18 protein-coding genes are annotated in these 25,357 nt (G+C 45.9%); 13 read left to right on the forward strand and 5 right to left on the reverse strand.

The genetic code is table 11. From position 1 onward, the window contains the following. The first annotated feature begins 35 nt into the window (after window positions 1–35). From hemB to QGP82_RS26410, 7 genes are all read left to right on the forward strand, one after another. A complete protein-coding gene (hemB, locus tag QGP82_RS26380) occupies window positions 36–1,118 on the forward strand; it encodes a porphobilinogen synthase (RefSeq protein ID WP_499061515.1) in 1,083 nt (360 codons plus the stop codon). Between the two features lie 48 nt (window positions 1,119–1,166). Further along, window positions 1,167–2,351 carry a metal ABC transporter solute-binding protein, Zn/Mn family gene (locus QGP82_RS26385; RefSeq protein WP_163659523.1) on the forward strand — a complete coding sequence of 395 codons (1,185 nt, stop codon included), beginning with the start codon at window positions 1,167–1,169 and terminating at the stop codon, window positions 2,349–2,351. A 36-nt stretch (window positions 2,352–2,387) separates the two neighbouring features. Then, window positions 2,388–3,152 (forward strand): metal ABC transporter ATP-binding protein, encoded by a 765-nt coding sequence (locus tag QGP82_RS26390; RefSeq protein ID WP_163659521.1) that lies wholly within the window; start codon window positions 2,388–2,390, stop codon window positions 3,150–3,152. 19 nt (window positions 3,153–3,171) lie between these two features. Then, the gene (locus tag QGP82_RS26395) at window positions 3,172–4,011 is read left to right on the forward strand and encodes a metal ABC transporter permease (protein WP_163661633.1); all 840 of its coding nucleotides are present in this window, start codon (window positions 3,172–3,174) and stop codon (window positions 4,009–4,011) included. 79 nt (window positions 4,012–4,090) lie between these two features. Continuing rightward, window positions 4,091–5,173: a CobW family GTP-binding protein gene (locus tag QGP82_RS26400; RefSeq protein WP_499061516.1), complete on the forward strand. Its 1,083-nt coding sequence runs from the start codon at window positions 4,091–4,093 to the stop codon at window positions 5,171–5,173. A gap of 161 nt (window positions 5,174–5,334) precedes the next feature. Continuing rightward, window positions 5,335–5,973 carry a GTP cyclohydrolase I FolE gene (gene folE, locus QGP82_RS26405; RefSeq protein ID WP_163659517.1) on the forward strand — a complete coding sequence of 213 codons (639 nt, stop codon included), beginning with the start codon at window positions 5,335–5,337 and terminating at the stop codon, window positions 5,971–5,973. A 288-nt stretch (window positions 5,974–6,261) separates the two neighbouring features. Further along, the gene (locus tag QGP82_RS26410; protein ID WP_163659515.1) at window positions 6,262–7,194 is read left to right on the forward strand and encodes a hypothetical protein; all 933 of its coding nucleotides are present in this window, start codon (window positions 6,262–6,264) and stop codon (window positions 7,192–7,194) included. 129 nt (window positions 7,195–7,323) lie between these two features. Here QGP82_RS26410 and QGP82_RS26415 read toward each other — a convergent pair whose 3' ends face one another. Continuing rightward, window positions 7,324–8,709: a glycoside hydrolase family 6 protein gene (locus QGP82_RS26415; protein WP_163659513.1), complete on the reverse strand. Its 1,386-nt coding sequence runs from the start codon at window positions 8,707–8,709 to the stop codon at window positions 7,324–7,326. Window positions 8,710–9,138: 429 nt separating this feature from the next. Then, window positions 9,139–9,831 carry a hypothetical protein gene (locus QGP82_RS26420; protein ID WP_163659511.1) on the reverse strand — a complete coding sequence of 231 codons (693 nt, stop codon included), beginning with the start codon at window positions 9,829–9,831 and terminating at the stop codon, window positions 9,139–9,141. Between the two features lie 279 nt (window positions 9,832–10,110). Between QGP82_RS26420 and QGP82_RS26425 the strand changes: the two genes are divergently transcribed. Together QGP82_RS26425 and QGP82_RS26430 are read left to right on the forward strand one after the other, a co-directional pair. Then, entirely contained in the window at window positions 10,111–10,446 is a 336-nt protein-coding gene (locus QGP82_RS26425; RefSeq protein WP_499061517.1) for a hypothetical protein, read from the forward strand. A gap of 1,100 nt (window positions 10,447–11,546) precedes the next feature. After that, a complete protein-coding gene (locus tag QGP82_RS26430; RefSeq protein WP_163659509.1) occupies window positions 11,547–12,053 on the forward strand; it encodes a hypothetical protein in 507 nt (168 codons plus the stop codon). Window positions 12,054–12,234: 181 nt separating this feature from the next. Here QGP82_RS26430 and QGP82_RS26435 read toward each other — a convergent pair whose 3' ends face one another. Further along, the gene (locus QGP82_RS26435) at window positions 12,235–13,017 is read right to left on the reverse strand and encodes a 6-phosphogluconolactonase (RefSeq protein ID WP_499061518.1); all 783 of its coding nucleotides are present in this window, start codon (window positions 13,015–13,017) and stop codon (window positions 12,235–12,237) included. Window positions 13,018–13,239: 222 nt separating this feature from the next. Here QGP82_RS26435 and QGP82_RS26440 point away from each other — a divergent pair, with 222 nt between their 5' ends. The 4 genes from QGP82_RS26440 to QGP82_RS26455 all read left to right on the forward strand — a co-directional run bounded on the left by QGP82_RS26440 (window position 13,240) and on the right by QGP82_RS26455 (window position 22,508). Continuing rightward, window positions 13,240–16,029: a UPF0182 family membrane protein gene (locus QGP82_RS26440; protein WP_499061519.1), complete on the forward strand. Its 2,790-nt coding sequence runs from the start codon at window positions 13,240–13,242 to the stop codon at window positions 16,027–16,029. Between the two features lie 227 nt (window positions 16,030–16,256). Continuing rightward, window positions 16,257–18,233: a sensor histidine kinase gene (locus QGP82_RS26445; protein ID WP_499061520.1), complete on the forward strand. Its 1,977-nt coding sequence runs from the start codon at window positions 16,257–16,259 to the stop codon at window positions 18,231–18,233. Between the two features lie 912 nt (window positions 18,234–19,145). Next, window positions 19,146–20,522, forward strand: a complete 1,377-nt coding sequence (locus QGP82_RS26450) for an ABC transporter substrate-binding protein (protein ID WP_163659503.1) — start codon at window positions 19,146–19,148, stop codon at window positions 20,520–20,522. 57 nt (window positions 20,523–20,579) lie between these two features. After that, window positions 20,580–22,508 carry a sensor histidine kinase gene (locus tag QGP82_RS26455; RefSeq protein WP_499061521.1) on the forward strand — a complete coding sequence of 643 codons (1,929 nt, stop codon included), beginning with the start codon at window positions 20,580–20,582 and terminating at the stop codon, window positions 22,506–22,508. Here the strand turns inward: QGP82_RS26455 and QGP82_RS26460 are convergent. After that, window positions 22,498–23,787: a glycosyltransferase family 4 protein gene (locus tag QGP82_RS26460; protein ID WP_163659501.1), complete on the reverse strand. Its 1,290-nt coding sequence runs from the start codon at window positions 23,785–23,787 to the stop codon at window positions 22,498–22,500. The two genes, QGP82_RS26455 and QGP82_RS26460, sit on opposite strands and share 11 nt — an antisense overlap. Before the next feature lie 900 nt (window positions 23,788–24,687). Then, window positions 24,688–25,335 (reverse strand): DUF3318 domain-containing protein, encoded by a 648-nt coding sequence (locus QGP82_RS26465; RefSeq protein ID WP_006518962.1) that lies wholly within the window; start codon window positions 25,333–25,335, stop codon window positions 24,688–24,690. Window positions 25,336–25,357: the final 22 nt, after the last annotated feature.

Below are 25,357 nucleotides of genomic sequence, written 5' to 3' on the forward strand. Positions count from 1 at the left end.
GAATGATAATCATTATCATAACGGGTTTCCATCTTATGTCATCCACATCTATGTCACCCACGTCAGCGCCCCTCCCCACCGCCACAGATGCTGTTAAAGCGATAGAGGAAGCTGCACCCGCTGATAATAATAGTGGCAGTACTGGCCAAGTGCATCGTCCCCGGCGTCTGCGTCGTACCGGAGCGCTGCGCCGTATGGTACGAGAAACGGTGCTAACCGCCGCTGATCTAATTTATCCTCTGTTTGTCATGGAAGGTGAGGGGCAGCAGGAGGCGGTACCGTCGATGCCCAACTGTTTTCGCTACTCCCTAGATCTATTGCTAGAGGAAGCAAAAACTGTTTGGGGGTTAGGCATTGGAGCCATTGCCCTGTTCCCGCTCATTCCCCATCATCAAAAAGATAACGCGGGTACCGAAAGCTATAACCCGGATGGTTTGATCCCTCGCGCCGTACGTGCCCTTAAGCAAGCGCTGCCGGAGCTGCTGGTGATTACCGATGTAGCCCTTGACCCCTACAGTAGCGAGGGCCATGACGGCATTGTGCAAAATGGTCAAATTCTTAACGATGAAACCGTGGCAGTTCTCGTCAAACAGGCCCTGGTACAGGCTGAGGCGGGGGCTGATTTTGTGGCCCCATCCGACATGATGGACGGTCGTGTGCGCGAAATTCGTCAGGCACTGGATGCTGCCGGTTGGATTAATGTTGGCATTCTTGCCTATTCCGCTAAATATGCATCGGCCTATTACGGTCCATTTCGCGATGCCCTGGATTCTGCCCCTAAGTTTGGCGACAAAAAGACCTATCAGATGGATGCCGCCAATGCGCGGGAAGCTCTGAAAGAGGTAGAGCTTGATATTAAGGAAGGGGCGGACATCGTCATGGTGAAACCGGCTCTGGCCTATTTGGATGTGATTTGCCGCATTAAACAAAACACAAATTTACCCATTGCTGCCTACAACGTCAGTGGTGAATACGCCATGGTCAAAGCGGCGGCGCAGCAAGGCTGGATTGATGAAAAAGCCGTCATGCTAGAAACCTTGACCAGTATGAAACGGGCGGGAGCCGACTTGATTTTGACCTATTTCGCCAAAGATGCTGCCCTAGCTTTACGTCCATAGCAAGATAAAGCTTAAAGAATTAATGTTGTTTTTGAAGAGAGAATAGTAATGTCTAGACTGAGTTTTCAACGGCAGGTACAACAGTTATCGATTATGGCGCTGGGGGCAATCGTTACCCTAGGTGGCTGCACGACTGCTCCTACGGACTCTACCAGCGAAGCAGACTCTTCGGCAGCGGCACCCGAAGATTCATTGCAGGTGGTTACAACATTTTTGCCCATAACCCAATTCACTAAAGCGGTAGCGGGCGATCGCGCCGAGGTGGTACAGTTGCTACCCACCAATGTGGGTCCCCATGATTTTCAGGCCAAACCCAGTGATATTCAGGCGGTTGCCAGTGCGGACGTGTTGGTGAAAAACGGTTTGGAAATGGAGTTCTTTTTAGATGACATGATCGAGAATGCGGAAAATTCCGATCTGGTCACCATCGACTCTAGCGAAGAGATTGCTGCGTTTGCTAGTGGCGAAGAAGGCCATGACGACCATGGCCATGAAGGCCACGACGATCACGATCATGGTGAGGAAAAGGCCCATGATGATCACGACCATGGTGAAGAAGGGCACGACGACCACGATCACGGTGAAGAGAAGGCCCATGATGATCATGCCGAAGCGAGCCATGACGACCATGGCCATGCTCACGCCCACGGTGAATTTGACCCCCACGTCTGGCTGGATCCCAAGCGAGCCATTGAACAGGTCGAAAATATTCGCGATGGTTTGATTGCCGCCGATCCAGAAGGGGAGGCTGAATACACGGCTAACGCGGCGGCATTTATTACTGAGCTGCAGGCATTGGATGCTGACATTACGGAAATGTTGTCCCCCTTTGCTGGACAAACATTTGTGGTATTTCATGATTTCGCCGCTTACTTTGCTAGCAGCTATGGACTGGAAGCTGAAGTTCTGGTAGGTCTTCCCGAAGAAAATCCATCTCCAGACGATGTCAAGCGTGTGGTGGATACAGTGCAGGCGGAAGGGTTAAAAACCATTATGACCGAGCCCCAGGCTGGAGAATCTTCCTTTAAGGCGATCGCACAGGATCTCTCCATTGGTGTAAGTGAGTTTGACCCTCTGGAAGTAGGTCCGACCGAGGCGATACAGCCAGACTACTATCTGACAATCATGCGTCAGAATGCTGAGAATCTGGCAGATAGCTTTGGGGCATCCACACAATCCTGGTATCCTTTCTGGACGCCTCAACCGGTAGCCGCAATCGGTTGGTGGCTTTAGTATGGAGAATGATTTTATGGGGCCAGGAGAGAACAGTTGAGCGATCCAGTCTTAGTCGTCAACGAGTTGACGGTTTACCGAGAGACCTATGCAGCGGTTCAGAATGTATCGTTCACAGTGCCAGCTGGCATGGATACCGCAATTGTGGGTCCCAACGGAGCCGGAAAGAGCACCCTAATTCAGGCCATACTGGGAATCTTGCCACGTCGGTCTGGAGAGGTGTTTGTCCTGGGGCAGCCGCTCTCTCCTAAAGGCAAATTGCCAGCTGAGGTGAGACAACAGGTTGCCTATCTGCCTCAAAACTTTCTGTTTGATCGCCGCATTCCCATTACAGTCAAAGAACTGATCGGTCTCGGGTGGGATCGTCTGGGCTTACAGCTGCCTTGGGCTGGTGGACGGGCGCGCCGTCATGCAGTGCAGCAGGCATTGACCCAGGTGGACGCCTGGCATTTGCGTTACAAGCTTGTGAGTGCGTTGTCGGGGGGAGAGCTAAAGCGGGTACTGCTGGCCTACTGTTTAGTGCGTCCCCGCCGTCTGCTGATTCTCGATGAGGCTCCCGCTGGTTTAGATGTGCGTAACGAATCGGAATTTTATCGGTTGCTGCACCAGCTTAAACAAGACCAGGGCTGGGCCATTTTGCAGATCTCCCATGATCTCGATATGGTACGTCGCAGTTGCGATCGCGTCCTCTGTCTAAATCGCACCCTGCTCTGCCAGGGAAAACCCGATCATTCTCTTACCCCAGAGAATCTCTCCCTGGCCTATGGCTCTGAGTTTGTTCGCTATCACCATTCTTGTTAATCTTGCTAGTTTTTCTGCCATGTCGATCCAGGCTGAATTTACCCGTGTGATAGAACTGTTTCAACTGCCCTTTATGCAACGGGCACTGATGGGCAGTGTTCTCACTGGTTTTATGGGCGGCTTAATGGGTAGCTTTACCGTTCTCCGACAGCTTTCTTTTTTTAGTGATACCCTGGGGCACTCAGCCCTGTTGGGTATTAGCATTGGGTTTTTGCTGGGTCTGGATCCTGGTTGGGTGTTGTTACCCTTTGCTGTTCTTTTTGCGTTGGGTGTGACCTATTTCCTGGAACGCACGCGTCTCTGGACCGATGCGCTGCTAAATATTGTTTACTCATCATCCTTGGCCATTGGCATTATCTTGCTGAGTTTTCGTGAGGACTACAAAGGCGGTATCACCCACCTGTTGTTTGGTGATATCCTGGCAATGCAAACCACTGACTTAATCTTTAGCGGCGTGCTGTTGGTGGTATGTGTCATATTTATGGGGCTAACGTTGCGATCGCAAATTCTCCTAACACTCCATGAATCCATGGCCATTGCTCGGGGCGTATCTGTGTCTGCCCAACGTACAGCGTTCATTGTGTTGTTATCTCTGGTGGTGGGTATTTCCATTAAGGCCATTGGTGTTTTGTTGATTAGTGCATTTGTCGTGATACCCGCTTGTGCGGCCCGTCTCCTTAGCCGCAACTTTGTTCAGTACATCCTGACCTCAGCAGGCTTAGGTGCTTTAGGGGCCGCTATTGGTATGATGGTTTCTGCCTTTTTCGACTTACCCTCGGGCCCCAGTATTGTCACCGTTCAACTCGCTATTTTTCTGTTGGCGATGCTCGCCCCCAACACCCGCAAGTTGGCCTTGTGAACATAATTAGGCCAGAGATATCGTTGGCTAACTCCAAAGGAGTTAGGGAATCCATCTTGTTGCTTCCGGAGTTTATTCCATGACAGCCTCCACACTCCCCTCAACCACTAAAAGAGGAATGCCCGTCACCATCATTACCGGATTTCTTGGCAGTGGTAAAACAACGCTTTTGAACCATATTCTAAGCAATAATAAAGACTTAAAAGTTGCCGTCCTCGTTAATGAATTTGGCGATATCAACATCGATAGTCAGCTGTTAGTGACAATGGATGAAGATATGGTTGAACTTAGCAATGGCTGCATTTGTTGCACCATTAACGATGACCTGGTAGACGCTGTCTATCGAGTCATGGAGCGGGATGACCGTGTTGACTATATGGTGATTGAGACCACAGGTGTGGCTGATCCGCTGCCTATTATTCTTACATTTCTGGGTACTGAACTACGCGACCTCACCCGTTTGGATTCCATCATCGCCATGGTAGATGCCGAAACCTTCACGCCCGATCATTTTGAGAGTGAAGCCGCCTTGAAACAAATCACCTACGCTGATGTTACAATTATTAATAAAGTTGACCTGGCTTCATCGGACCAGGTAAAGACGTTAGAAGAGTACCTTAGTAGCGTTAAAGCGGGGGCAAGGATTTTGCACAGTCAGCAGGGCCAAGTGCCGCTACAGCTAGTTTTAGATGTAGGGTATAACAACCCCGAAGCTTATGCTGCGCTGGTGCAGGAAGAAATTGAGCAGACGGCCCATGAGCACCATCACGGACACGGGCACGGGCACTATGGGCACGGGCACGAGCATCACGGGCACGAGCACCATCACCATGGGCATGAACATCATGAACACCATCATCACCACTCTGCCCATCTTGAGAATGATGGATTTGTGTCCATTGCGTTTGAGAGCGATCGGCCCTTCCATGTCAAAAAATTTGAACACTTTTTGCAAAACAAACTTTCAAAGAATGTTTTTCGGGCAAAAGGAATTCTCTGGTTTGAGGAAAGTGACCTGCGCAATATTTTTCAGCTAAGTGGTCCTCGCTTCTCTATTGACGGTGAAGAATGGTCCACCCCACCTCGAAACCAGCTTGTTTTTATCGGGCGGCATCTCAATGGTGATGACATCCAGCAGCAGCTGACGGCTTGCCTCGCCTGATACATCATTTGTCAGGGTAGTACACCGCTAACCTGACGTGTAGTTGCCTATTCGGCAATTGCTACATCCAGTCTTTCAGTCGTTTTCTGAAGGGGGCTGATCGGTTCGCGATCGCTCGACATTTTGATAAATCCATCCAACAATTCACCCACTCGTTATTTATGACCTTATCCATTTCACCCGACGATATTCGTAGCCAGTTAATCAACACCGAAGCTAAAGCTCCTGTTTCAGACGAAGACATGCGACAAGCCGTAAGAACATTGCTTCTAGGCTTAGGAGAAGACCCCGACCGTGAAGGATTGCGAGACACACCAAAACGTGTGGTCAAAGCCCTCAAATTTTTAACCTCGGGTTATCATCAGTCCCTGGATGAACTGCTCAATGGAGCCGTTTTCCATGAAGACACCAATGAAATGGTACTGATACGCGATATTGATTTGTTCAGTTCTTGTGAGCATCATATCTTGCCGATTTTAGGCCGTGCCCATGTTGCCTATATTCCCAATGGCAAGGTAATTGGCCTGTCGAAAATTGCCCGCATTTGTGAAATGTATGCACGACGGTTGCAGGTGCAAGAACGACTGACTCAGCAAATTGCCAATGCCCTCCAGGGTCTTTTACAACCCCAGGGTGTGGCAGTTGTTGTCGAGGCGTCTCACATGTGTATGGTAATGCGCGGGGTGCAAAAGCCAGGTTCCTGGACTGTTACCAGTTCGATGCAAGGGGTGTTTGCGGATGATGCTCGCACACGTCAGGAGTTTATGGACCTGATTCGTCACAACCCATCGTTCCATTAGGAAATTTTCACCCAAAAGTTTACTCACTCACCGGGAGATAAGCATCACGCTTATCTCCTTTTCTGTCATTTATCTATCTAATACAAGTTTAGAAAACACAGGTGTTATTCAGCCATTACCCGAGAGCCTAACCGATGGCCCTGCATTAAACCCTAATGCCTATTTTTGCGATCGCTTCCGCCTGAATCTATCCCCCGATATCTGCAACGACTGATACGATCTTTTAACCAATATTACTGAAAGCTTCTAGAATAGTACAAATAAACTATTCACCAAGAGAGCTGACTAATGATCCAACCAATTCTGACCAGGACAGCCTTAGAGGCCTCACAACAGTTTATTGAACAAAAAGGACGGCCATTAGAAATTGCCAGATTCCACCATGCCTTTAACGGAGCATCAGCCGACTCAGTAGTTGCCGCACTGAAGGAATTCCAGAATCCAGATGGCGGTTTTGGTCATGGACTAGAACCTGACTTGCGCACAAATGATAGCTCGGCACTTTGCACATCCATTGCCTTTCAAGTACTTCGCTCAATTAACGGTACCTCAGATCATGAGGTCGTCTCAGTTGCGATCGCCTATCTACTAAAGACCTTAGACCAAAAAGAATGGCACTGGCCGATTATCCCTAAATCCGCTCAGCAGAGTCCCCATGCTCCTTGGTGGGAACAGTCAGACGATGAAGAAACATCGGAGTTATTCTCTCTTAACCCGACCGCTGAGATACTGGGATATCTGTATGACTATCAACATCTTGTCCCAGAGACTATTATCTCTCAGGTGTCGGAGCGGGTCATGGGTGCATTATCAAATACAGAGCAGATGGGCATGCATGACCTGTTGTGTTGTCTACGTTTGATGAAGACAAAAACACTACCCGATGAATTCCGGGAACAGATTCGTCAAGTTGTGGCCCAGCAGATTGATGGGACCATTGAAAAGAATTCAGCGGCTTGGGAAGGCTATTGTCTACGGCCATTGCAAGTGATAGATGCGCCTGATTCTCCTTTTATGGCTGGAATGGAAGAAGCCGTAACGGCAAATTTAGCCTACGAGATTTCTACTCAAGGTGAAGAGGGTGCTTGGTTACCCACCTGGTCTTGGGGAGATATGTTCCCTGATGCATGGCAACAGGCGCGTCAGGATTGGAGCGGTGTGATTACGGTTGAAACACTGCTGGTCTTGAAACGATTTGGATGTCTTGAAGGTGTTTCATGACCAGACTAACGATATAGCAATCGAAGAGAATGTCAGGACAATTTTCTGATGGTGATCTTTACACCATGTTTTGCCTATCCCCTCAATTGCAATATTTGTCTAAGTTTGTCCTGAGTCTACTATTGGCAGTCATGGAAGTGGGGGATAAGCATTTTCGACCAACATTTCAAACTGTTCCGCGAACCACCACCCGGCATGGGGGGCCCCAGCCATGGCATTAGTCGAGTATTGTGGTTTGTCTCTATTGGTCGCGTTCGGATCGCACATCCCATCAAATCCTTTGGCCGGATCATTGGGATCAATAATGCCAGCTTCGCTAACACCATCAGATTCTCCCGGAGGTTTCACCCATACAAAGGCATCAAAATGTTCATAAGGTTCTACGACCGGGCGTTCACCGATACCCATGCCGATCTGGTTACACCAGCCACCGCGATGAGGTCGTCTATCAATGCGAGACTCATCTACAAAGGTATTCACATCTGTAGCGGTGCTGGCAACAGTCGGACGATTTGGGCCGCCCCATCCGTTACGGCTGGTATCCACTAACATACCAATCGTCGTCGGTAGACCTTCAGCCACAAAAGCATCGTACATCGCGCCCATATAGCTGATTTCGTCAATATAGGGGTTCCAGTCATAGAAATCAGAGGAGCGGCTCGGCTGGCCACCAGTATATTCTTTAATAAACGGCTCAATTATCGGGGTGCTGCCGGAGGTATTTGAAATAAAACCATCCACTGCGTTTACGCCAGCTTGTGTGCCCTTAATCGTATCAGCGATCAACGTCACCGTCGGACTAAACGCACTATCCCAGCCTAACCAACCAGAATGACCAAGATCAACATAGGTATAGACGTTAGGGATTGGATACAGCTTATTTAAAGCATATTTCACACCTTCGACATATTCGCCACTCGATTTTGCCTTTGCACAGGCAGGCGTTGAAAGGTTGGTGACAAGGTTAGGTAATGAATCCGGTTCGATCGTGGCGACAATCCGGATATGGGCATATTTCGGATCGCTAACAATCTTTGCGATCGGATCGATGTAGTCAGTTTTATAGCGTTCAATGCCCCCATGGGGAATTTCGCCATTTGAAGCCAACGCATGACAATCCCGGTTCGGTAGATTGTAGACCACCATCAAAAAGGTGATCGGTTTACCGGGGAGCTTTTGCGCTAGCGCGGTATCCAAATGCTCACGTAAGCTCATGGCAATTTTGGTGCCATCGGTCGCTGTTCCTGTAATTGCGCCAATGCGATCCATCCAGACTGCGGTCGGGTAGGTGGCGACCTGGGCCATTTTTTCGCCTAATCTGCCAGCGGTTTGGGTGGCCTGTTTTTTCACGTTTTCCCCATAGTCCAGGTTCAGGTAGGCAGTTGCCCCAACAAACGGATTGTCAACATGGAGTTTTGCATATGCAGTTTCATGCACAGTTGTCGTTAGTGTGGTTACAGCCAGCATTCCAACAGTCAGTAACCATACAAAAGATTTTAGTTTTGTAGACTTCATAAAGTCCTTCATTTTTTTAAATAAAAATAACTTAAGGGCGGGGGGACACCATTTAACCTGTATTGGTTCAGTGTGCAATGAAATTTTCACACCTAAAAATAAGCTATATCATGCCTGGCATGGGTGATGTATGGGGATGCTCCTTATTACGAAAAAACTATATAAAAAGAGTATTGAGGGAAGATACTTATAATAAATACTTCGTCGAATAGATAGCTCCAGGAGATACTGATGGAAAATAGCTTCGAGCTATCAGATGAATTGAACAGGTAAGAGGTTCCGCTACTATCAGGAAAATTTAATAATGGTGTCGTCACTGGACAACAATTTGGTTTGACACAGCTAAAATAGTGATTAGAGTTTTGCTGAAAATTTTGCCCCATAAGCAATCCCACAATTACTATTAACCTATCAGACGACTTGATCACACTAATCAGTAGTCGATGCCATTACTACTACAAGCGTTGAGTCTGGTCGGCAAAAGTAAGTGCAAAACAACGTACCCCACCATTCTTTTCCTGCGTCAAAGTAATTGGAACAATCGTCGCTCCAGCTATAGATCTGCCCTGCATCAGTGAATGATGCAAAGAAGTGTTCTGCGATCTCTAAAAATAGCGTGTTGAGTTCTAAGGACGATCCAGTAATACCGTATGGAGGAGATAGAAACGCATCAGCAAGCCCAAAACTGTCAGGTTCATAAAAACCGCACTCTCCAACGATATTCTCTGGAATTTCCGCGTCGCCAACCCAAAATAAGTCATTGACGTGTCGCTTGCTTTGACCCCTGACTAACAGTTTCCGAGACGACACGTTAAAGGACGAACCTAGGAATTGCTCCAAGCTGATGATATTCCCAACAAATTTGCTGACATCATATGTCAACTGAAAAAAATCATCTCGATTGTGATGCTGATTTTCAGGGCTTTCGAGAATAGTGTGAAAGTCCTCATCAATATCTTGGGCTATTGCGTCTAAGGCTAATATTGCGGCTTGCCAATGAGTATCATAATCATCGTAGGGTTGCTCCTCCAACTCCATCGCTACCCAATCGATGACTCCGCCTCGTTCTTTATACTGCTGCAATAACTGTTTTTGCTGCTGACTTAATTCCGCTAATTTCATGGAGCCTTTGCTCTCTCATTATTTGATAAATATAGGCACATCTTCAGACTAGTATTGGGATAAAATTGAGCTAATGATGCCTGTCGTCCGCCGCTAGTAACCTTTCAAGCTTAACCAGAAACCTCTAAACGTTCGTGGCCATGGACGTTGTTACCCTGCTTACTGAGTCAACATAAATAAGGGTGGGTTTTTGTCTAATCTTGGCAGATAATCCCATTGTCAGGGCATAACAACATTCAACTTAAAAAGTAATCTAGTTAACAGTAAATCTGTAAAAATGTGAATAGTGCTTCTCCCCACGATTGTCTTGACACCTGTTCAATGTTAGTGACGGTGGAAGATGGAAAGGCTACTAAAGTAGCGGATAATCCCGATTACCCATTCACCCAGGGAACCCCATGCAGCAACGTTAGCGACTATATTCGTTTTGTGCCAGTTGTCTCGGGCACGGTGACTGTCGAGGGTCGCCTGAGGCTATGTCTATTACGGGAAGGAGAATGGGATGCTTTAATGCTGGGGCGGGCGGGGCTTGCGATCGCAAAAGGTCAGAAATTGTTTGCTAGACCTAGCCTACATACAAACAATCAAGCCATGTACTTGATCGATGGACTTTAAACAAATTTAAACAAACCTGAATTTTTTAAGAGTCTTGCGATCAAAGATTTTTATGTCACTAAGATTATCTGTGACGGCAAAGATACTCATCTATGAATTTTGCATCTCAAATCAACACTAATCCATGGCTTCATTTTTCAATGATCAGTTTGCTATGGCTTTTTAATGGTCTTTGCCTTCTATATTGCATGGCCACTCTAGCTGTCTTTATGAAAATTCTGTTGACTTAGATGGTTTAGTTTAGACTCAAGCGAAGTGATTAAGATCAAGCAGACTATACATTGATTCTGATAAATGTCTTGTGTCAGATTATGGTGTGCTCACTGAAATAATCTTCCGAAACGCAAACTTTTACAGCCTCATACCCAAAACAACAAAATAGCTGTTCTTTTCCTGGCCACAAGACTGAAGTCTTAAAGTTGAGGCCATAAGGTCGAGAAATCAGCCACAATGTGAGAACGATCTTCGGCCTCATATTGTGGCTGGCCCTATTTTTAGGTAAACCACACAACAATCTCTCAATTCATCAGATAGACCACATCAAACCTTTTGTATTTTTCAAGCTATGCTACATCTCAATATCAAATAACATACGCTTATTTTGAGTGCCGTTCAGCATCCTTGATCCTGAGCTTTTGGCGCAGCGGCACTCAGTATTGGGACCCAGGATGATGTAGCCAGGTTTCAGCATGCAGTTTCAACTGGGCTATCAAATACAGCCTTACTCTCGACGTAGTCAGGAATCGCATCGCCAATTAAGTTGGACGTTCGGTTGTAAAATTGTGACCTACGAGGCTGCCATGACATGACAACATTCAGGGCATAAGGGGCACATAAAGATCATCTATGAAAGACAGACACCCTTAGAAATAAAGGTTTCAAGGATTTATGAGAGAACTTTAATTAAACAAAGAATAGGAGTTAAGGTAGGTACCGTCCATGGATGTCTGACCATTGGAATCCGTAGAAATACGGAATTAGCTATGTATTTCTGTATTTTTTTCCTGTCCATAGATCCTTTGGCAGAATGCTGAACTATGTCAAGGTCAATAGGCCATAGGAGTTCCAAGTTGTACCCCGTTAAAAAATGGTTCAATCCGATGTTTTTAATTAACAACCCCATTCCCTGCGATGGGGTTTGGTCATCCCAACCCCATCGTCAGCCAAAGCTATGGGAACGACTGATTCAGTTAATATATAACGCTTTAAATATAATCTTTGGAGTAAGTTGGGGGCAGCAGTTTGCCATGGTTGGGCAATCCCCTACACACGATTACATGCCCCTAGAAGTGCTGCCTGATTACTATCTCAACAGTGATAGTGCTAAACGGCTGTGGCAAGATTGGCGGGTATTACGACGATTATTCATTCGTCGCGATCACAGTCGTGATTTGCTTTTGCAAGGTCAGTCTGGTTGGTTACCTATCCACGGTATGACCATTCACCAACAGCTAGTGACTATCACCACCGATGAAGGTGAGACAGTATTGGATTTAGATGAGCCTGTTGTCTGGCTCAGTCGTGCTAACCCAGCTAATACAAAAATCTCACAAGAACCTATTTGGACCGTTGGGTTACAGAATAATAGTTTGTGGTGCCCTGCCTAATGAGGACGATCAGTTCTCAGTGTTGAGTGCTGATTCATAAATTTCTGATACAGGAAATCTAACAAAAGAAACAGTGACAGGCGTTGCGCTACCGGCAAATCTGTAGGAATTGTGAGAGCGATATGGGGTACAAGCGTTAGCATGGTAGGCGTTTATTTCGCCTCTGTTGACTCTTGTACCTTTATGTCATATTTGAGAAGAGTCGGCAGGCTGGTTCATCTATAAAGAGAGTGTTTTTTCCTTTGCCATCAAGTCTTAGAATAGAAGCAGGACAAGCTTCAGATGGAGAGACTGTTAGTACCGTTTTAAGAACATCAGCTTTATAATCTCCAAAGACACAGCAGAGATTATATCGAGCACTGCGGATGGCACTCAGGCTGAGGGTAATCGCATAGGCAGGAACAGCTGAAAGCTGTGGGAAATATCCAGAGGTCAATTGTTGTTGGCGGTTGATGTTGTCCAAGCGTACAAGTTTTACCCATCGAGAATCATGGAAATCTGCTACGGCTGGATCATTAAAGGCTAGGTGGCCGTTATCGCCAATACCCAGTAAACAGATATCAATTGGTTTTTGGGTGAGCAACTGGGTGTAGCGATCGCACTCTTCAATCGGCTCTAATGCATCACCATTGAGATAATTAAATACTTGAAACGGTAACCATCGGACAATGTGATGGTGCAAGTAAGCGCCAAAGCTAGCCGGATGCTCGCGACTCAAACCTAAAAACTCATCCAGGTGAAAGCCGATCACCCGTGACCAATCTACAGTGGTATCACGGCGAAGGTACCCTAATAGACCCAGTTGCGATCGCCCGGTAGCAAACACGATGGTGGCCTGTGGCTGATGCTGAAGTGTCTGCTGTAGCTGGACAATAACTTGCTGTGCCGCCGCCTGAGCTAACGAGTCTGGATCTGGATAGACTCGCACATTAAGCGCATCGACCTTAAACCTGCGGTTAGACATCGCCACTTAGCCTAAATTCTCAGATTTACATAACACTAGAGCAACGCCATAAAAGTTAAAACTTGCTCGGTGATCATGGCCTACTATGCACTAGTTTCTTTTGACTACTTAAAAAAAACTCTGGGATTCATAAGCTTGCGCTAAGCTTTGTAGGTTCGAGGAACAAATGGTGTAAACCATCTTTAATCCCCGATACTTGGGCGTTATCTGACAGGTTAGAGCATGAGTGCAAAGTGGTTGTGGCTAATTCTCGGAGGGTTGCTTGCGCTTACCTTCTCTGGATCCTTCGTGCACTTGATCACAGAAGTGTGGTGGTTCGACTCGGTTGGGTTTGCAGATATTCTATGGACTCGATTGCGCTGGCAGGGTGCGATCGCAATCCTAGCCTTTGCCAGCTGGTGGTTAATTTTATTCATAAACTATGCAATTGCTCAACGCATTACTCGCGAACGTCCCCTACGGGTTGTGCAAAATCCCCAGTGGGATCCCTATTTACCAAGCTTAATCCGCTACGTTAGCTTTGGTCTGATTACGTTGCTAGCTTTAACCGCTGCCATCAATGGTATTGAAGCCTGGCAGGATGTCCTCAAGTTTCTTCACCCGGTAGACTTTGGTGCCCAAGACCCTCTGTATGGGCGCGAAATGAGCTTTTATATTTTCCAACTCCCCCTCTTCGAGAGTTTACATAGGGCTATCATCGAAATATTGGTATGGAGTCTAGCACTTGCAGCCAGCATTTATGGGGTTAAAGGAGAAATTCGCCCAGAACGCGGTTGGAAATACTTTCTCACCGGAGAAGTCAAAACCCACTTCTGTGTATTGTTAGCTGGATTAGCTGCTGTCGTTGCCTTAGGATTTTGGCTCGCTCGCTACGAACTCCTCTATTCTTCAACAGGCGTTGTCTTTGGTGCCGGCTATACCGATGTCAATGCTCGTATGCAAGCCTACGGCATCATGGGATTCATCACCATTGCCGTCGGTATTTTATTCTTACTTTCCCTGTGGCGTAGCGGTTTTCTGCTACCGCTTACAGCCATTAGTCTCTATGTAGCCGTTTTTGTTCTGGTGACTGGGGTATATCCCTGGGGACAACAAAAGTTTGTTGTAGAACCTAACGAACTGCAAAAAGAAGCTCCCTACATCGCCGATAACATTGAACTTACCCGCCTAGCCTATGGTCTAGATGATGTTCAGCAAGAATCTTTTGACGTTAAAAATCAGCTAGATGCCACTACTCTAGCAAGTAATAGCGGCACTATCGACAACATTCGCCTATGGGACTATCGCCCTCTGCAAAGTACCTACGGTAGTTTGCAAACCCTACGTCCCTATTACAAATTTCAAGACGTTGACATTGATCGCTACACCTTAGATAACGACTACCGTCAGGTAATGTTATCGCCTCGGGAGCTAGTGGATGATGCCCTACCTGCCCAAGCCCAAACATGGGTCAACCAACACATAATTTATACCCATGGCTATGGTCTGGCCATGAGTCCAGTGAATAAGGTTACCGAAGATGGTCTACCGGAATTATTTATCAAGGACTTACCCCCAACAAGCACTGTCGATCTCACCATCGAGCAACCTCGAATTTATTATGGAGAAGCAACAGATCGCTACATCTTAACTGGCACTGACCAGGCTGAATTTGACTATCCCCTAGGCAATGATAACGCCCAATATAACTACACAGGTCCTGGGGGTGTTCCCATTGGTTCCATGCTACGAAGACTAGCCTATGCTTACAACCTAGGCGACTGGCAACTGCTACTGTCCAACTCTCTCGGAGAGAATTCTCGGATTCACTACCATCGATTAATTCAGCAGCGCATTCAACAGTTAGCTCCCTTTCTTTCCCTCGATAGCGATCCCTATTTAGCCATCATTGACGGGCGACTCCAATGGATTGTTGATGCCTATACCCTCAGCGATCGCTATCCCTATTCTGAACCTCTATGGCGCAGTGAGGGCATTGAAGACGTATTACAGGGGCGCGCTATGCAGCGTATTGTCAGCAGTGGCACTAACTACATCCGTAATCCTGTTAAAGCTGTGGTCGACGCCTATGACGGCACCATCAAGCTTTACATTGTTGACACAGAGGACCCCATTCTGGCTTCTTTTCAACAGAGCTTTCCCACATTATTTGACAATTTAGAAAGCGCACCACCTACACTCCAACAGCATTTTCGCTATCCTCAAATGCTGTTTAAGATTCAGGCTCAAGTCTATCGAGCCTATCATATGGATCGTCCAGATGTGTTTTACAACCAGGAAGACCTCTGGGATTTCCCAACTCAGATCACACGAGAAGAAAGCTCAGAAACCCTGGAACCGTACTACGTCATCATGAAACTGCCCGAAGGTGAAGCAGAAGAATTTATGTTGATCGTGCCTTTTACCCCGGTACAGAAAAATAATATGGTGGCGTGGATGACAGCACGCTGTGATGGGAATAACTATGGCAAACTGTTAACCTATGAATTCTCTAGACAGGCCTTAATCTATGGCCCTCGCCAAATTGATTCCCGTATCGATCAAGATACTGAAATTTCTCAACAATTAACGCTTTGGAATCAAGAAGGCTCAGAAGTCTTTCGTGGGGATTTACTGGTTATCCCTATTGAGGAGTCACTGCTGTATGTAGAACCTGTCTATCTACAAGCGCGGGGACAAAATAACAATAGCAACGCTATTCCAGAACTCAAACGGGTGATTGTGGCCTACAAAGACACAATTGTGATGGAACAAACATTGGAAGACAGTTTAACTAGACTGTTTGGGCCGCTTCGTCCTACACCTTCAGTGGCAGAAACCACTCCAGAAACATCGACGCCACCACCTACACCGGCATCTCCCACAGCCGATCAACAGGCCCTGATTCAATCTGCTCTAGAAGCTTATACCCAAGGTCAGCAAGCACTACAACGGGGAGACTGGCCAGCCTATGGGGCTGCTCAAACACGCTTAGGAAAACTACTTGAGCAATTAACTAAAGCAGAAGAGTAAAGCCATGGTGCCCATGACCTATCGGTATCAGTCATCACATAGCTGTGTTTAGAAACACCTAATTTTTTAGACTGTTTCTGAGTATGGGCTCCTGACGACCCCTGATCGCGTCTGGAAGTGTAGAAGGGAACAACTGACAGTCATAGCGATCCGGAATTGCTTTGCTCGTCTGGATACTATGGGTTCCCAGCCTACGACATCCATCCAGCCTGTAAGGGAAGCTCAGCGTGAAAATCAAATCTAAAAGCCTACTGCTTCGGCTCATTACTCCCCTGTCGTTATTGTCTGTCGCTACCATATTGACAATTTCAGTGAGCACATATTTCTCGGCACGGGAAACCCTGAAAAGATCGCTATACGACCGCTTGAGCGTAGCAGCCACCCTCAAGGAAGAAGAACTCACTCAGTGGTTTCAAACCCATCGTAACGATATTCTGCTGCTGGCCCGTTTGCCAGAAATTCAGACCCAGACTGAGCGCCTGGTATCTGACATGGCTCCACCTCCGGAAGATATCCCCCAAGCTGAACCGCCATCTGCTCTAGAACTCAAAAAAAATGCCCGCACAAAACTCGCATCTTATCTGCGAAACATCATCACGCTGAAGCCCGACTTCGCAGAGGTGTCAATTGTGGCAGACGATGGCATGGTTGTGTTTTCAACCAATAAAAAACTAGAAAATACGTCTCAATCCCTAGACGCCAATACAACCTACTTTGCTGATGGCTCAGGCGATATTATCCCCATTCCCTACAGTTCTCCCACCACCGGTACAACAGCTATTACCTTAGCAACACCGATCCTAGATGCAGCTAAAAATCGGATTGGAGTGCTGAGGGTCACTCTAGATTTAAGAGAAGTGGATGCCTTAATTCAGGAACGAACCGGACTAGGTAAAACGGGAACCACATACCTGGTTGGCCAGATCGAGGAACAAAATACATTTATTGTCTCTGATAAAGATGAAGAATCAGCAGGTAATATCAGCAGCTTTGCCATTGATGCCGCCACCTCAGGCGAAAGTGGGGCTGGCCTTTATCAAAACTATGCAGGCAAACCGGTCATTGGTGTCTACCGTTGGTTAGATAGCCAAAATCTAGCTCTCCTAGCGGAAATGAACCAACGGGAAGCGTTTGCTCCAGCCCGTGCCCTCGCCAGGAATATCTTATTAATCGGTTTTGTGGCAACGGGGTTATTGTTATCAGGTATTTATTTATTATCTCGTCGTATTACTCGACCCATTACAGAAATTACTAAAGCTGCGATTCAGCTCCAAAGCGGTCAACTCGAGCAGTCACTGTCAGTCAATAGTAAAGATGAAATCGGTGTCCTGGCTCAGGCATTCAATCATATGAGTCAGCAGCTCAAACAGTCTTTTGATACCCTAGAAAGTACTAACCAAGAACTGGAAATACGGGTTAAGGAGCGAACAGTTGAGTTAGAAGCAGCAAAAGAAGTGGCAGAAGCTGCCACTCGTACCAAGAGTGCTTTTTTGGCTAATATGAGCCACGAACTTCGAACACCGCTCAATAGTATCATTGGCTATAGCGAAATGATCGAAGAAGATGTGGAAATTATTGGTGAGGCCAGTCTCATTCCTGACTTACGTAAAATTCAGGGCTCTAGTAAACATTTACTCAATTTAATTAACAGTGTACTTGAGCTGTCCAAAATTGAGGCGGGTCGCATGGAGCTACAGCTACAATCCGTAAATGTCATGGCTCTTGTAGAAGATGTCCTGGAAACTATCCGACCAAACGCAGAAAAGAAACTCAATCACATCACTCTCAATACGGCTAATACCATGGGTTCGATTGAAACCGACTTTGGTAAACTACGCCAGTGCCTTTTACATTTACTCAGTAATGCCAATAAGTTTACTGAGCGCGGTCAGATTATTCTCACTGTGCAAACATCACAGCATCAAGATGAAAGCTACCTTGAATTTACAGTTGAAGATACGGGTATTGGCATAGCTCCAGACCAGCTAGAACATGTTTTTGAAGCATTTACTCAAGCTGATGATTCATCAACTCGCCCATTTGATGGTACTGGCTTAGGGTTAACCATCACTCGCGAATTTGTGTATATGCTTGGAGGTGTTGTCACAGCCCAAAACAGACCGAATAAGGGGGCTATGTTCAAAATTCGGATTCCTCAGATAATTCCCCGCGTTAAGCACCAGTTAGCCACTGCTGAGGTTTAAAGTACCCGTGCTAAAGAGCAAGCCATAACTAACTTCCAACAGTGAGTGTTGAAGAGACGTTCCATGGAACGTCTGTACATCCAAAATTTGGCGTTAATGGATTTTATTTCCTAAGACTGTGTAGCTGACGTTCGAAAAATTGGTATAGAAAGGCCTTTTATATAAACCGTAGTCTTAATAAAGACAGATTACCCATCGAGTAAATGCTCATTCGATGGGTAGTTTCTATTAAAAATACAAGGTAATTCTTCGTCTTATTTTTAAGATAAAGCTTGTATCTAACACGATTTCTTTACCTTACTTTCCTGAGCACATCTAATGGACTTGAACATTTAGATAAACCCGGTGAATTTACACAAACTCATGTATTGATTATCACTCCATTGATGGTAACAAAAGTAGCTGTGTTGTGTTTAGAATAAATTATTTAAAAAATCATTGTTTTCATTAGAAAGACCTCATGAAAAACATTAAGATATGGGCAGTAAGTATCATTTTTCCTATTTTATTGATTAGACTTGCAGTAATATCCCATAGACTATATATGTGATACAGAGTGATATTCTTATTTCAAGCTTCAGTAATAAAACGATGAGAATTGTTTCAGGCTTGATGTGATGTTAACGAGTCTAGGCAGAGGCAAAAATCAATCTGTTTAGCAAGTTAATACCTTTTATTAAAAGTATCTGGGTGCATATCGAAAAATCAGGATGAAGGGTGTTTGTATATCGATAACAATCGTTCAAGCAATTTTTTTGGCCAATTATTAGATGCTCCCGTAGGTCGCTCTATCGTCAGAATACGTGGAATTTTTAAGGCTGATCTCTCCATTTCTGAATACAGATTTTTCATGATTGTTTGAATAGTTTTACCTCTGAGGTAGTAGCTATTTTTATTGGAGATATTGTATTTATGCAACGGCGCAAATTTGCACAGTTATCACTGTTTGGGTTAGGTGGTTTGATTGCGAGCTGTACCCGCGGACAACAAGTCTCCACCCCTAATGACATACCATCTGAGAACAAACTTAAGATATGGTGGCAAGAGGGGTTTTATCCAGAGGAAATTGATGCACTGAAACAGATTATTGAAGTTTGGAAAACCCAAAGCCAGATAGAGGTTGAACTCAACGTTATTCCCCAGAAAGACATTCTGGCAGCACTTGATCGGGCATTGAGCACCGGTACCGACGATATTCCTGATATTTTCTATTCTGGCTCAGCTGACTTAACGAGTATTCCTCGTTTAGCGTGGAATGGAGAACTTGCCGATGTCTCTGATGTAATTCAACCGATTAAACAGTACTACACAGATAATGTGCTGGACGGCGTTAACTATCAGAATAAGACTGGAGGCAGCCGTAGCTACTATGCTGTGCCACTGATGCAGTCAGCCATTCATATTCACTATTGGGAAGATTTATTAATCAATGCCGTCGGGGAACGTCGGGTAACTATTCCTAAAGACTGGCAAAGTTTCTGGGATTTTTGGCAGAATATTCATTCCACACTTCAGGCGAATCAAGGCAGTGACATTTACAGTGTGGGTATGCCAATGTCCCTTAGCCTCGATACCTACAATAACTTTGAACAATTTTTAGAAGCCCATAATGTTCAAGTTCTAAATGAATCGGGTAGTTTTGCCATAACACCAGAAAATCGAGAAGCCTTTGTGACTGCGATCGCAGACTATGCCCGATTTTTCGAGAATAATACGGTTCCCCCAGATGCCGTTGATTGGGATAACACAGGCAATAATGTCTCGCTTCTAAGTCGAAAAAGCCTGATGACCGTCAATCATACCCTTTCGGCTCCAGGTTCCCAGCGCAGTGATGATGAGACTTACTATAAAAATCTAGCGACGGTCGAATGGCCCAGCAAGCCAGATGGTAGTCCCATGCGCTATGTCATTGAAATTAAACAGGCCGTTATCTTAGCTAACTCCAAGCAACAGACAGCGGCCAAAGACTTTCTGGCCTTTCTAGCCCAGCCTAATAATCTATCGGCCTATACCAAAGGTGCCCAGGGTCGGTATTTACCCGTTATGCCCGAACTCTTTAAAGACCCATTCTGGCAAGAGCAGCGAGATACTCACATTTCTGTCGCTGTTCAACAGCTACAAAATACACGGCCTGCATACCAAGTATTAAACCCCGCTTATGGTGAGGTCGCTGAGCAAAATATTTGGGGGCAGATTATGAATAAAATTGCCCTCGGTGAACTCGATAATGAATCAGCTGCAGATGAGGCCATTCAACTGATTCAACAAATATTTGACGATTGGCAATAGCTATTGCCAGGGTGCTCTCTCTCTGCGATCAAACTCTACCAAACATAAAGGGCAAACGTGAACAATAAAAAGAAACGCCTGCTGTTAAAGTTAATTACACCATTATCATTATTGTCAGCAGCCACTGTACTGACAATTTCAGTTAGCACATACTTTTCAGCACGAGAGACTATTAAACAGTCATTGTTTGATCGGCTCAGCGTCGCCGTTACCCTTAAAGAAGAAGAAATCGCGCAGTGGTTTAAAGTTCAGCGTAGCGATATCTTACTCTTAGCCCGTTTGCCAGAGGTCAAGACACAGACCAAAGCGCTTGCTAATGATGATTCTAAGCAGGACGCTTATGACAAACTTTCCTTATATTTAAAGGATATTATTTCAGCCAAGACCAATCTAGCTGAAGTTTCCATTCTCACCGAGGGTGGAATTGTTTTATTTTCAACTAATAAAGCATTAGAGAAAACATATCAGCCCTTGGGGGCCACCACCACCTACTTTTCCAATGCTGCAGACAAGATTGTTCCAACGTTGTACATATCCCCCGTTACCGGGGCAACGGCTATTACCTTTGCCACACCTATTTTAGACAGTAGTAAAAATCGCGTTGGTGTGCTTTCGGTCACCTTAGATTTGCAGGATGTTGATTCACTGATTCGAGATCGCACAGGACTAGGGGAAAGCGGAACCACTTATCTTGTCGGACAATTAGAACGCAGAAACACATTCATCGCATCAGGCAAAGACAATGGGGCACCGGACAATTTAACCAGCTTTGCGATCGATGCAGCCACTGCTGGTCAGCGTGGGTCGGGTCTTTATCAAAACTACGCGGGCCAACCCGTCATCGGCGTCTATCGTTGGCTAGATGGTCAAAGTTTGGCGCTGATTGCTGAAATCAATCAGACAGAGGCCTTTGCCCCTGCCCGTGGCCTGGCCAGAAATATTCTGCTGATCGGGTCTGTGGCAACGGGCTTACTGTTGTCGGGTATTTATTTACTATCGCGGCGTATTACTAATCCGATTGCGGCCATTACAGCAGCGGCCACTCAGCTGGAAAAGGGAGAGCTAGAGCAGTCGATTCCCATTGTTAGCGATGATGAAATCGGCTTTCTTGCCCACACATTTAATCGGATGGCGTCGCAACTGCAGGAGTCGATAGCGGCCCTAGAAACTAATAATCAAGCACTAGAATCTCGGGTCAAAGAGCGTACAGCTGAATTAGTCGAAGCCAAGGAAGCGGCTGAATCAGCAACCAGGACAAAAAGTACGTTTTTAGCCAATATGAGCCATGAGCTGCGCACACCGCTCAATAGCATCATTGGTTACAGTGAGATTCTGCAAGAAGAAGCTGAGATCAATGGTGATGAGAGTATGGTCCCTGACCTTCGCAAAATTCAGGGTTCTAGTAAGCATCTATTAAATCTGATCAACAGCATTTTGGATTTATCCAAAATTGAAGCTGGCCGCATGGAACTTCATTTAGAACCTGTCCATATTGCTGAGCTGATACGGGATGTCATGGACACAATTCATCCAGTCGCTGATGCTAAACGCAACAAGGTCGTGATCGAGAATCTAAGTGAAGTCGAGTCCGTGGAAAGCGATGCTGACAAGCTACGTCAGTGTTTGCTCAACCTCCTTAGCAACGCTAACAAGTTTACTGAAAACGGTCAGCTGACTCTAACGGTTAAGACCATCCATTATCAAACAGAAGACTATCTTGAATTGACCGTTGCCGATACGGGGATTGGCATGGAAAAAGATCAGCTGGACAAAATCTTTGAGGCGTTTACCCAAGCAGATCTGTCCTCTACTCGACGGTATGGTGGCACTGGCTTAGGCCTCACCATCACCCGCGAATTTGTGCGCATGTTAAACGGTACAATTTCAGCTCAAAGTGAAGTGGACAAAGGCTCCACCTTTATTATTCTGTTACCCCAGGTTGTCTCCAGTGTTCAGACTGAGTTGGCAGCTGTGACTACGGCTTAAGGGTAATCTTCTTGGGCCGCAGTGTCGAGGACATGGATGTAGTAGCCGTCATTTTATCAACGACGCTATCGAGTAAGGTCTCATACCCCTCAAGGGATTGTTCAAAGGAGTAGTTTGCGATCGCATACCCCCGTCCTCGTTTACCCAACTGTTCGATCCGCTCAGGGTCATGGTATAGATCTTGAATCGCCTTAGCTAAGGCTTTTGGCTTCTCAGGCTCTACGACCAAACCACCACCGCTATCTCTCACAGCTTGGGCAGCGGCCCCGCCATCAGGCACAGACGCCACAATGGGTCGACCACTGGCCAACAGCACCATCGTTTTGGATGGCATATTAAACCCGACCACGCTGGCTTTCTGCATAATTAGCGACACATCTGCTGCTGCCAACATTGTTGGTAGTTCAGCCCGAGGCGCGAAGGGTAGCAACGTCACATTGTTAACCCCCAGCTCTTTACGCAGGTTTCTCAAATCACCAAGCTGACGCTCTTCGCCCACAATGACAAATTCAATATTTTGAAAATGCTGTAGTGCTTCTGCTGCATGAATAATCGTTCTAACCCCCTGGGTACGAGCAATATTACCGGAGTAGAGAACAATAAACTTATCTTGTAATCCATACTTTTGCCGAAACTGATTATCATATTTCGGTAAAGGACGAATAAAGTTAGTATCAACCCAGTTGCAGATGCGCTTAATCTTACTGACAGGTACACCTTTACTGACCAAATTTTTCGAGAAACTATCAGTAATTACAGCAACGCGAGTCGCACTGGCGTAGGCAAACTTCTCTAATACTTCAAAAATCCGGATAGCCAGTTGATTACTAATCAGCCCTGTCCTAACAGCCGCCTCTGGCAAAATATCCTGGAGGCTAAGCACTGTCGGACACCCATAGATAAGTTTTAATACCGCTACGGGGATACAGGCTGGCAACGACGGACTAGTCGACAAAATAACGTCTGGCCGCCACCCTTTGAGGGCCTGTAAAAAACTTAATAGCGAAAAACTGCCGTCTAGCAGTACACGAGTGACAACACCGGGGTTGGGATGAATAGCAACATAGCAACGCTGAATCTTAACACCGTTGCGCTCCTCTTCACAGAAAAGTTGACCACGATACTGGGGATAAATCTTACGCTGGGGGTAGTTAGGCATAGCCGTAACCACCCGCACCTCATGCCCTTTGGTAACTAATCCTTCTGCCAACTCGGTCATTAAGGGGGCAATACCGATGGGCTCGGGGTGATAATTGTAAGAATATATGAGTATACGCATGGAAATCGCTCTGACTACTGATGTCGTGGTCAACAGATAAGCAACAAGCGCAAGCAGGGCTAGAAAGCTAAGAAGACCAACTTTTGAGGCTATAGAAATACGTCTAGGCTTCAATAATACGGTCCTACATTATGCCCAGTATGTCTTTCGCAAATGTGCCAAGTTACATGGCACTTTTCTGAAGATATGAACAAGTAACCAAAGGGTTCCCTTAACAGCTTTCAGAAAGGATAAACACACTACCTGGGGCAACACCTGTCATTGAGGACATTAAGTTTTGGCCGCGATCTGTTTAAAGAAAAACATCCTTAAACAAAGGCTAACTTGGTCTTAAAACAAATGTAGTAACCAGGCTGCAATGCACTAGAGTTTTTGAAGTTTATGTAAAAAGAGCAGCTTTAAAGTTCGCAATTGAAGGATCAATCACCTAAAAGAAACTGACTACTTTACTACTACATTCATCAAACTCACTCAAAACAACTTATACAGATCAAAAACACTGACCAAAAAGTGAAACTGTTAATTTGGACAAGCGACTCAACTACCCCGTAGCGGTCAGTATGGTGTCCTAACCGTTACTTCTTTATTCTTCAGGAAACTCTTCTGGCTAGATAGCTCATCCTCAGACTTTCTCATGTGGCACAGCTACGCCAGAGCAACGACCACCATTATGGTAGGACCTTCAAGGTCTTAGATAAAAGGTTTGACGTAATCTTTATAGTATCCAAGTGAAAGTCCATAGCCAAAGTGGCAATTCTTTACATGATTATACGGATACTACAGGATCAATCAACCCAGCTGAATGATATAACAACTTTCCTTGATTGAAACATGTAAGCAGGGAGATTACGTCTGTAAAAATACAGACAACTTTTCAATTTTTTCTAAAATTTTAATGAACTAGTAGGCTCGAGAAGCATCACGATCAGCTCGAATTCGATCCTTAGCTCGATTAGCACTGCGCTTTAATGCTTCTAACCGCTTCACATAGCGATCGCGCTGCTTTTTCTTGGGTGTCTGCTCAATTAGAGTTTTCAAAGCACTGCCCAAACTCTTGTAGGCATTGGGTAGGGAGTAGCCAAAACGAGTGGCTAAAGCAATGGCTTTTTCGTCCGCGTCCATGGCTTCTTTAAGGGTCTTTTCTGCGTTATTGCGCTTGTATAAACGCCAGCCAGAAATACCACACAGCCCTAAAGCCAACATCAGCAAGAGGCCATCTTGAACCCACAGCTCCCCGACAGCACCCCCAAGACCAATAGCTAAAGCAGCCATCTCCCAACCGTCACGGGGAATTGTATCGTTCTGAACGCGGGCAACTTCGTGCCAAAACAGTAAATTACGCTGGTCAATGGCCAGCTGTTCCCACTTAGGCAAGTCAATTTGAACTTCGACCTGATCTTTGCCTAGCTCTTCAGAGGTAATCAGCGGTGGGCCTACATCCATAGCGGGCTCAACCGTAACCCAGCTTTGCAGTTCTGGGGGTAGCAGACTACGTAAACGGCGAAGTTCGCCCATATCTGCTCTGGAACTGTAGGTGGCGTAAGACATGCTGATACTGGCCCGAAAACGC

The organism is Leptothoe sp. LEGE 181152 (assembly GCF_032906605.1).
GTDB classification, from domain to species: domain Bacteria; phylum Cyanobacteriota; class Cyanobacteriia; order Phormidesmidales; family Phormidesmidaceae; genus Leptothoe; species Leptothoe turfae.

Bases quoted from the DNA above. Each gene is read 5' to 3' on its own strand.
- QGP82_RS26385 (WP_163659523.1), top strand. From the start codon at position 1,167: ATGTCTAGACTGAGTTTTCAACGGCAGGTACAACAGTTATCGATTATG.
- QGP82_RS26460 (WP_163659501.1), bottom strand. From the start codon at position 23,787: ATGCGTATACTCATATATTCTTACAATTATCACCCCGAGCCCATCGGT.
- QGP82_RS26440 (WP_499061519.1), top strand. From the start codon at position 13,240: ATGAGTGCAAAGTGGTTGTGGCTAATTCTCGGAGGGTTGCTTGCGCTT.
- QGP82_RS26465 (WP_006518962.1), bottom strand. From the start codon at position 25,335: ATGTCTTACGCCACCTACAGTTCCAGAGCAGATATGGGCGAACTTCGC.
- QGP82_RS26400 (WP_499061516.1), top strand. From the start codon at position 4,091: ATGACAGCCTCCACACTCCCCTCAACCACTAAAAGAGGAATGCCCGTC.
- QGP82_RS26450 (WP_163659503.1), top strand. From the start codon at position 19,146: ATGCAACGGCGCAAATTTGCACAGTTATCACTGTTTGGGTTAGGTGGT.
- QGP82_RS26410 (WP_163659515.1), top strand. From the start codon at position 6,262: ATGATCCAACCAATTCTGACCAGGACAGCCTTAGAGGCCTCACAACAG.
- QGP82_RS26420 (WP_163659511.1), bottom strand. From the start codon at position 9,831: ATGAAATTAGCGGAATTAAGTCAGCAGCAAAAACAGTTATTGCAGCAG.
- QGP82_RS26415 (WP_163659513.1), bottom strand. From the start codon at position 8,709: ATGAAGTCTACAAAACTAAAATCTTTTGTATGGTTACTGACTGTTGGA.
- hemB (WP_499061515.1), top strand. From the start codon at position 36: ATGTCATCCACATCTATGTCACCCACGTCAGCGCCCCTCCCCACCGCC.
- folE (WP_163659517.1), top strand. From the start codon at position 5,335: ATGACCTTATCCATTTCACCCGACGATATTCGTAGCCAGTTAATCAAC.
- QGP82_RS26435 (WP_499061518.1), bottom strand. From the start codon at position 13,017: ATGTCTAACCGCAGGTTTAAGGTCGATGCGCTTAATGTGCGAGTCTAT.
- QGP82_RS26430 (WP_163659509.1), top strand. From the start codon at position 11,547: ATGTTTTTAATTAACAACCCCATTCCCTGCGATGGGGTTTGGTCATCC.
- QGP82_RS26395 (WP_163661633.1), top strand. From the start codon at position 3,172: ATGTCGATCCAGGCTGAATTTACCCGTGTGATAGAACTGTTTCAACTG.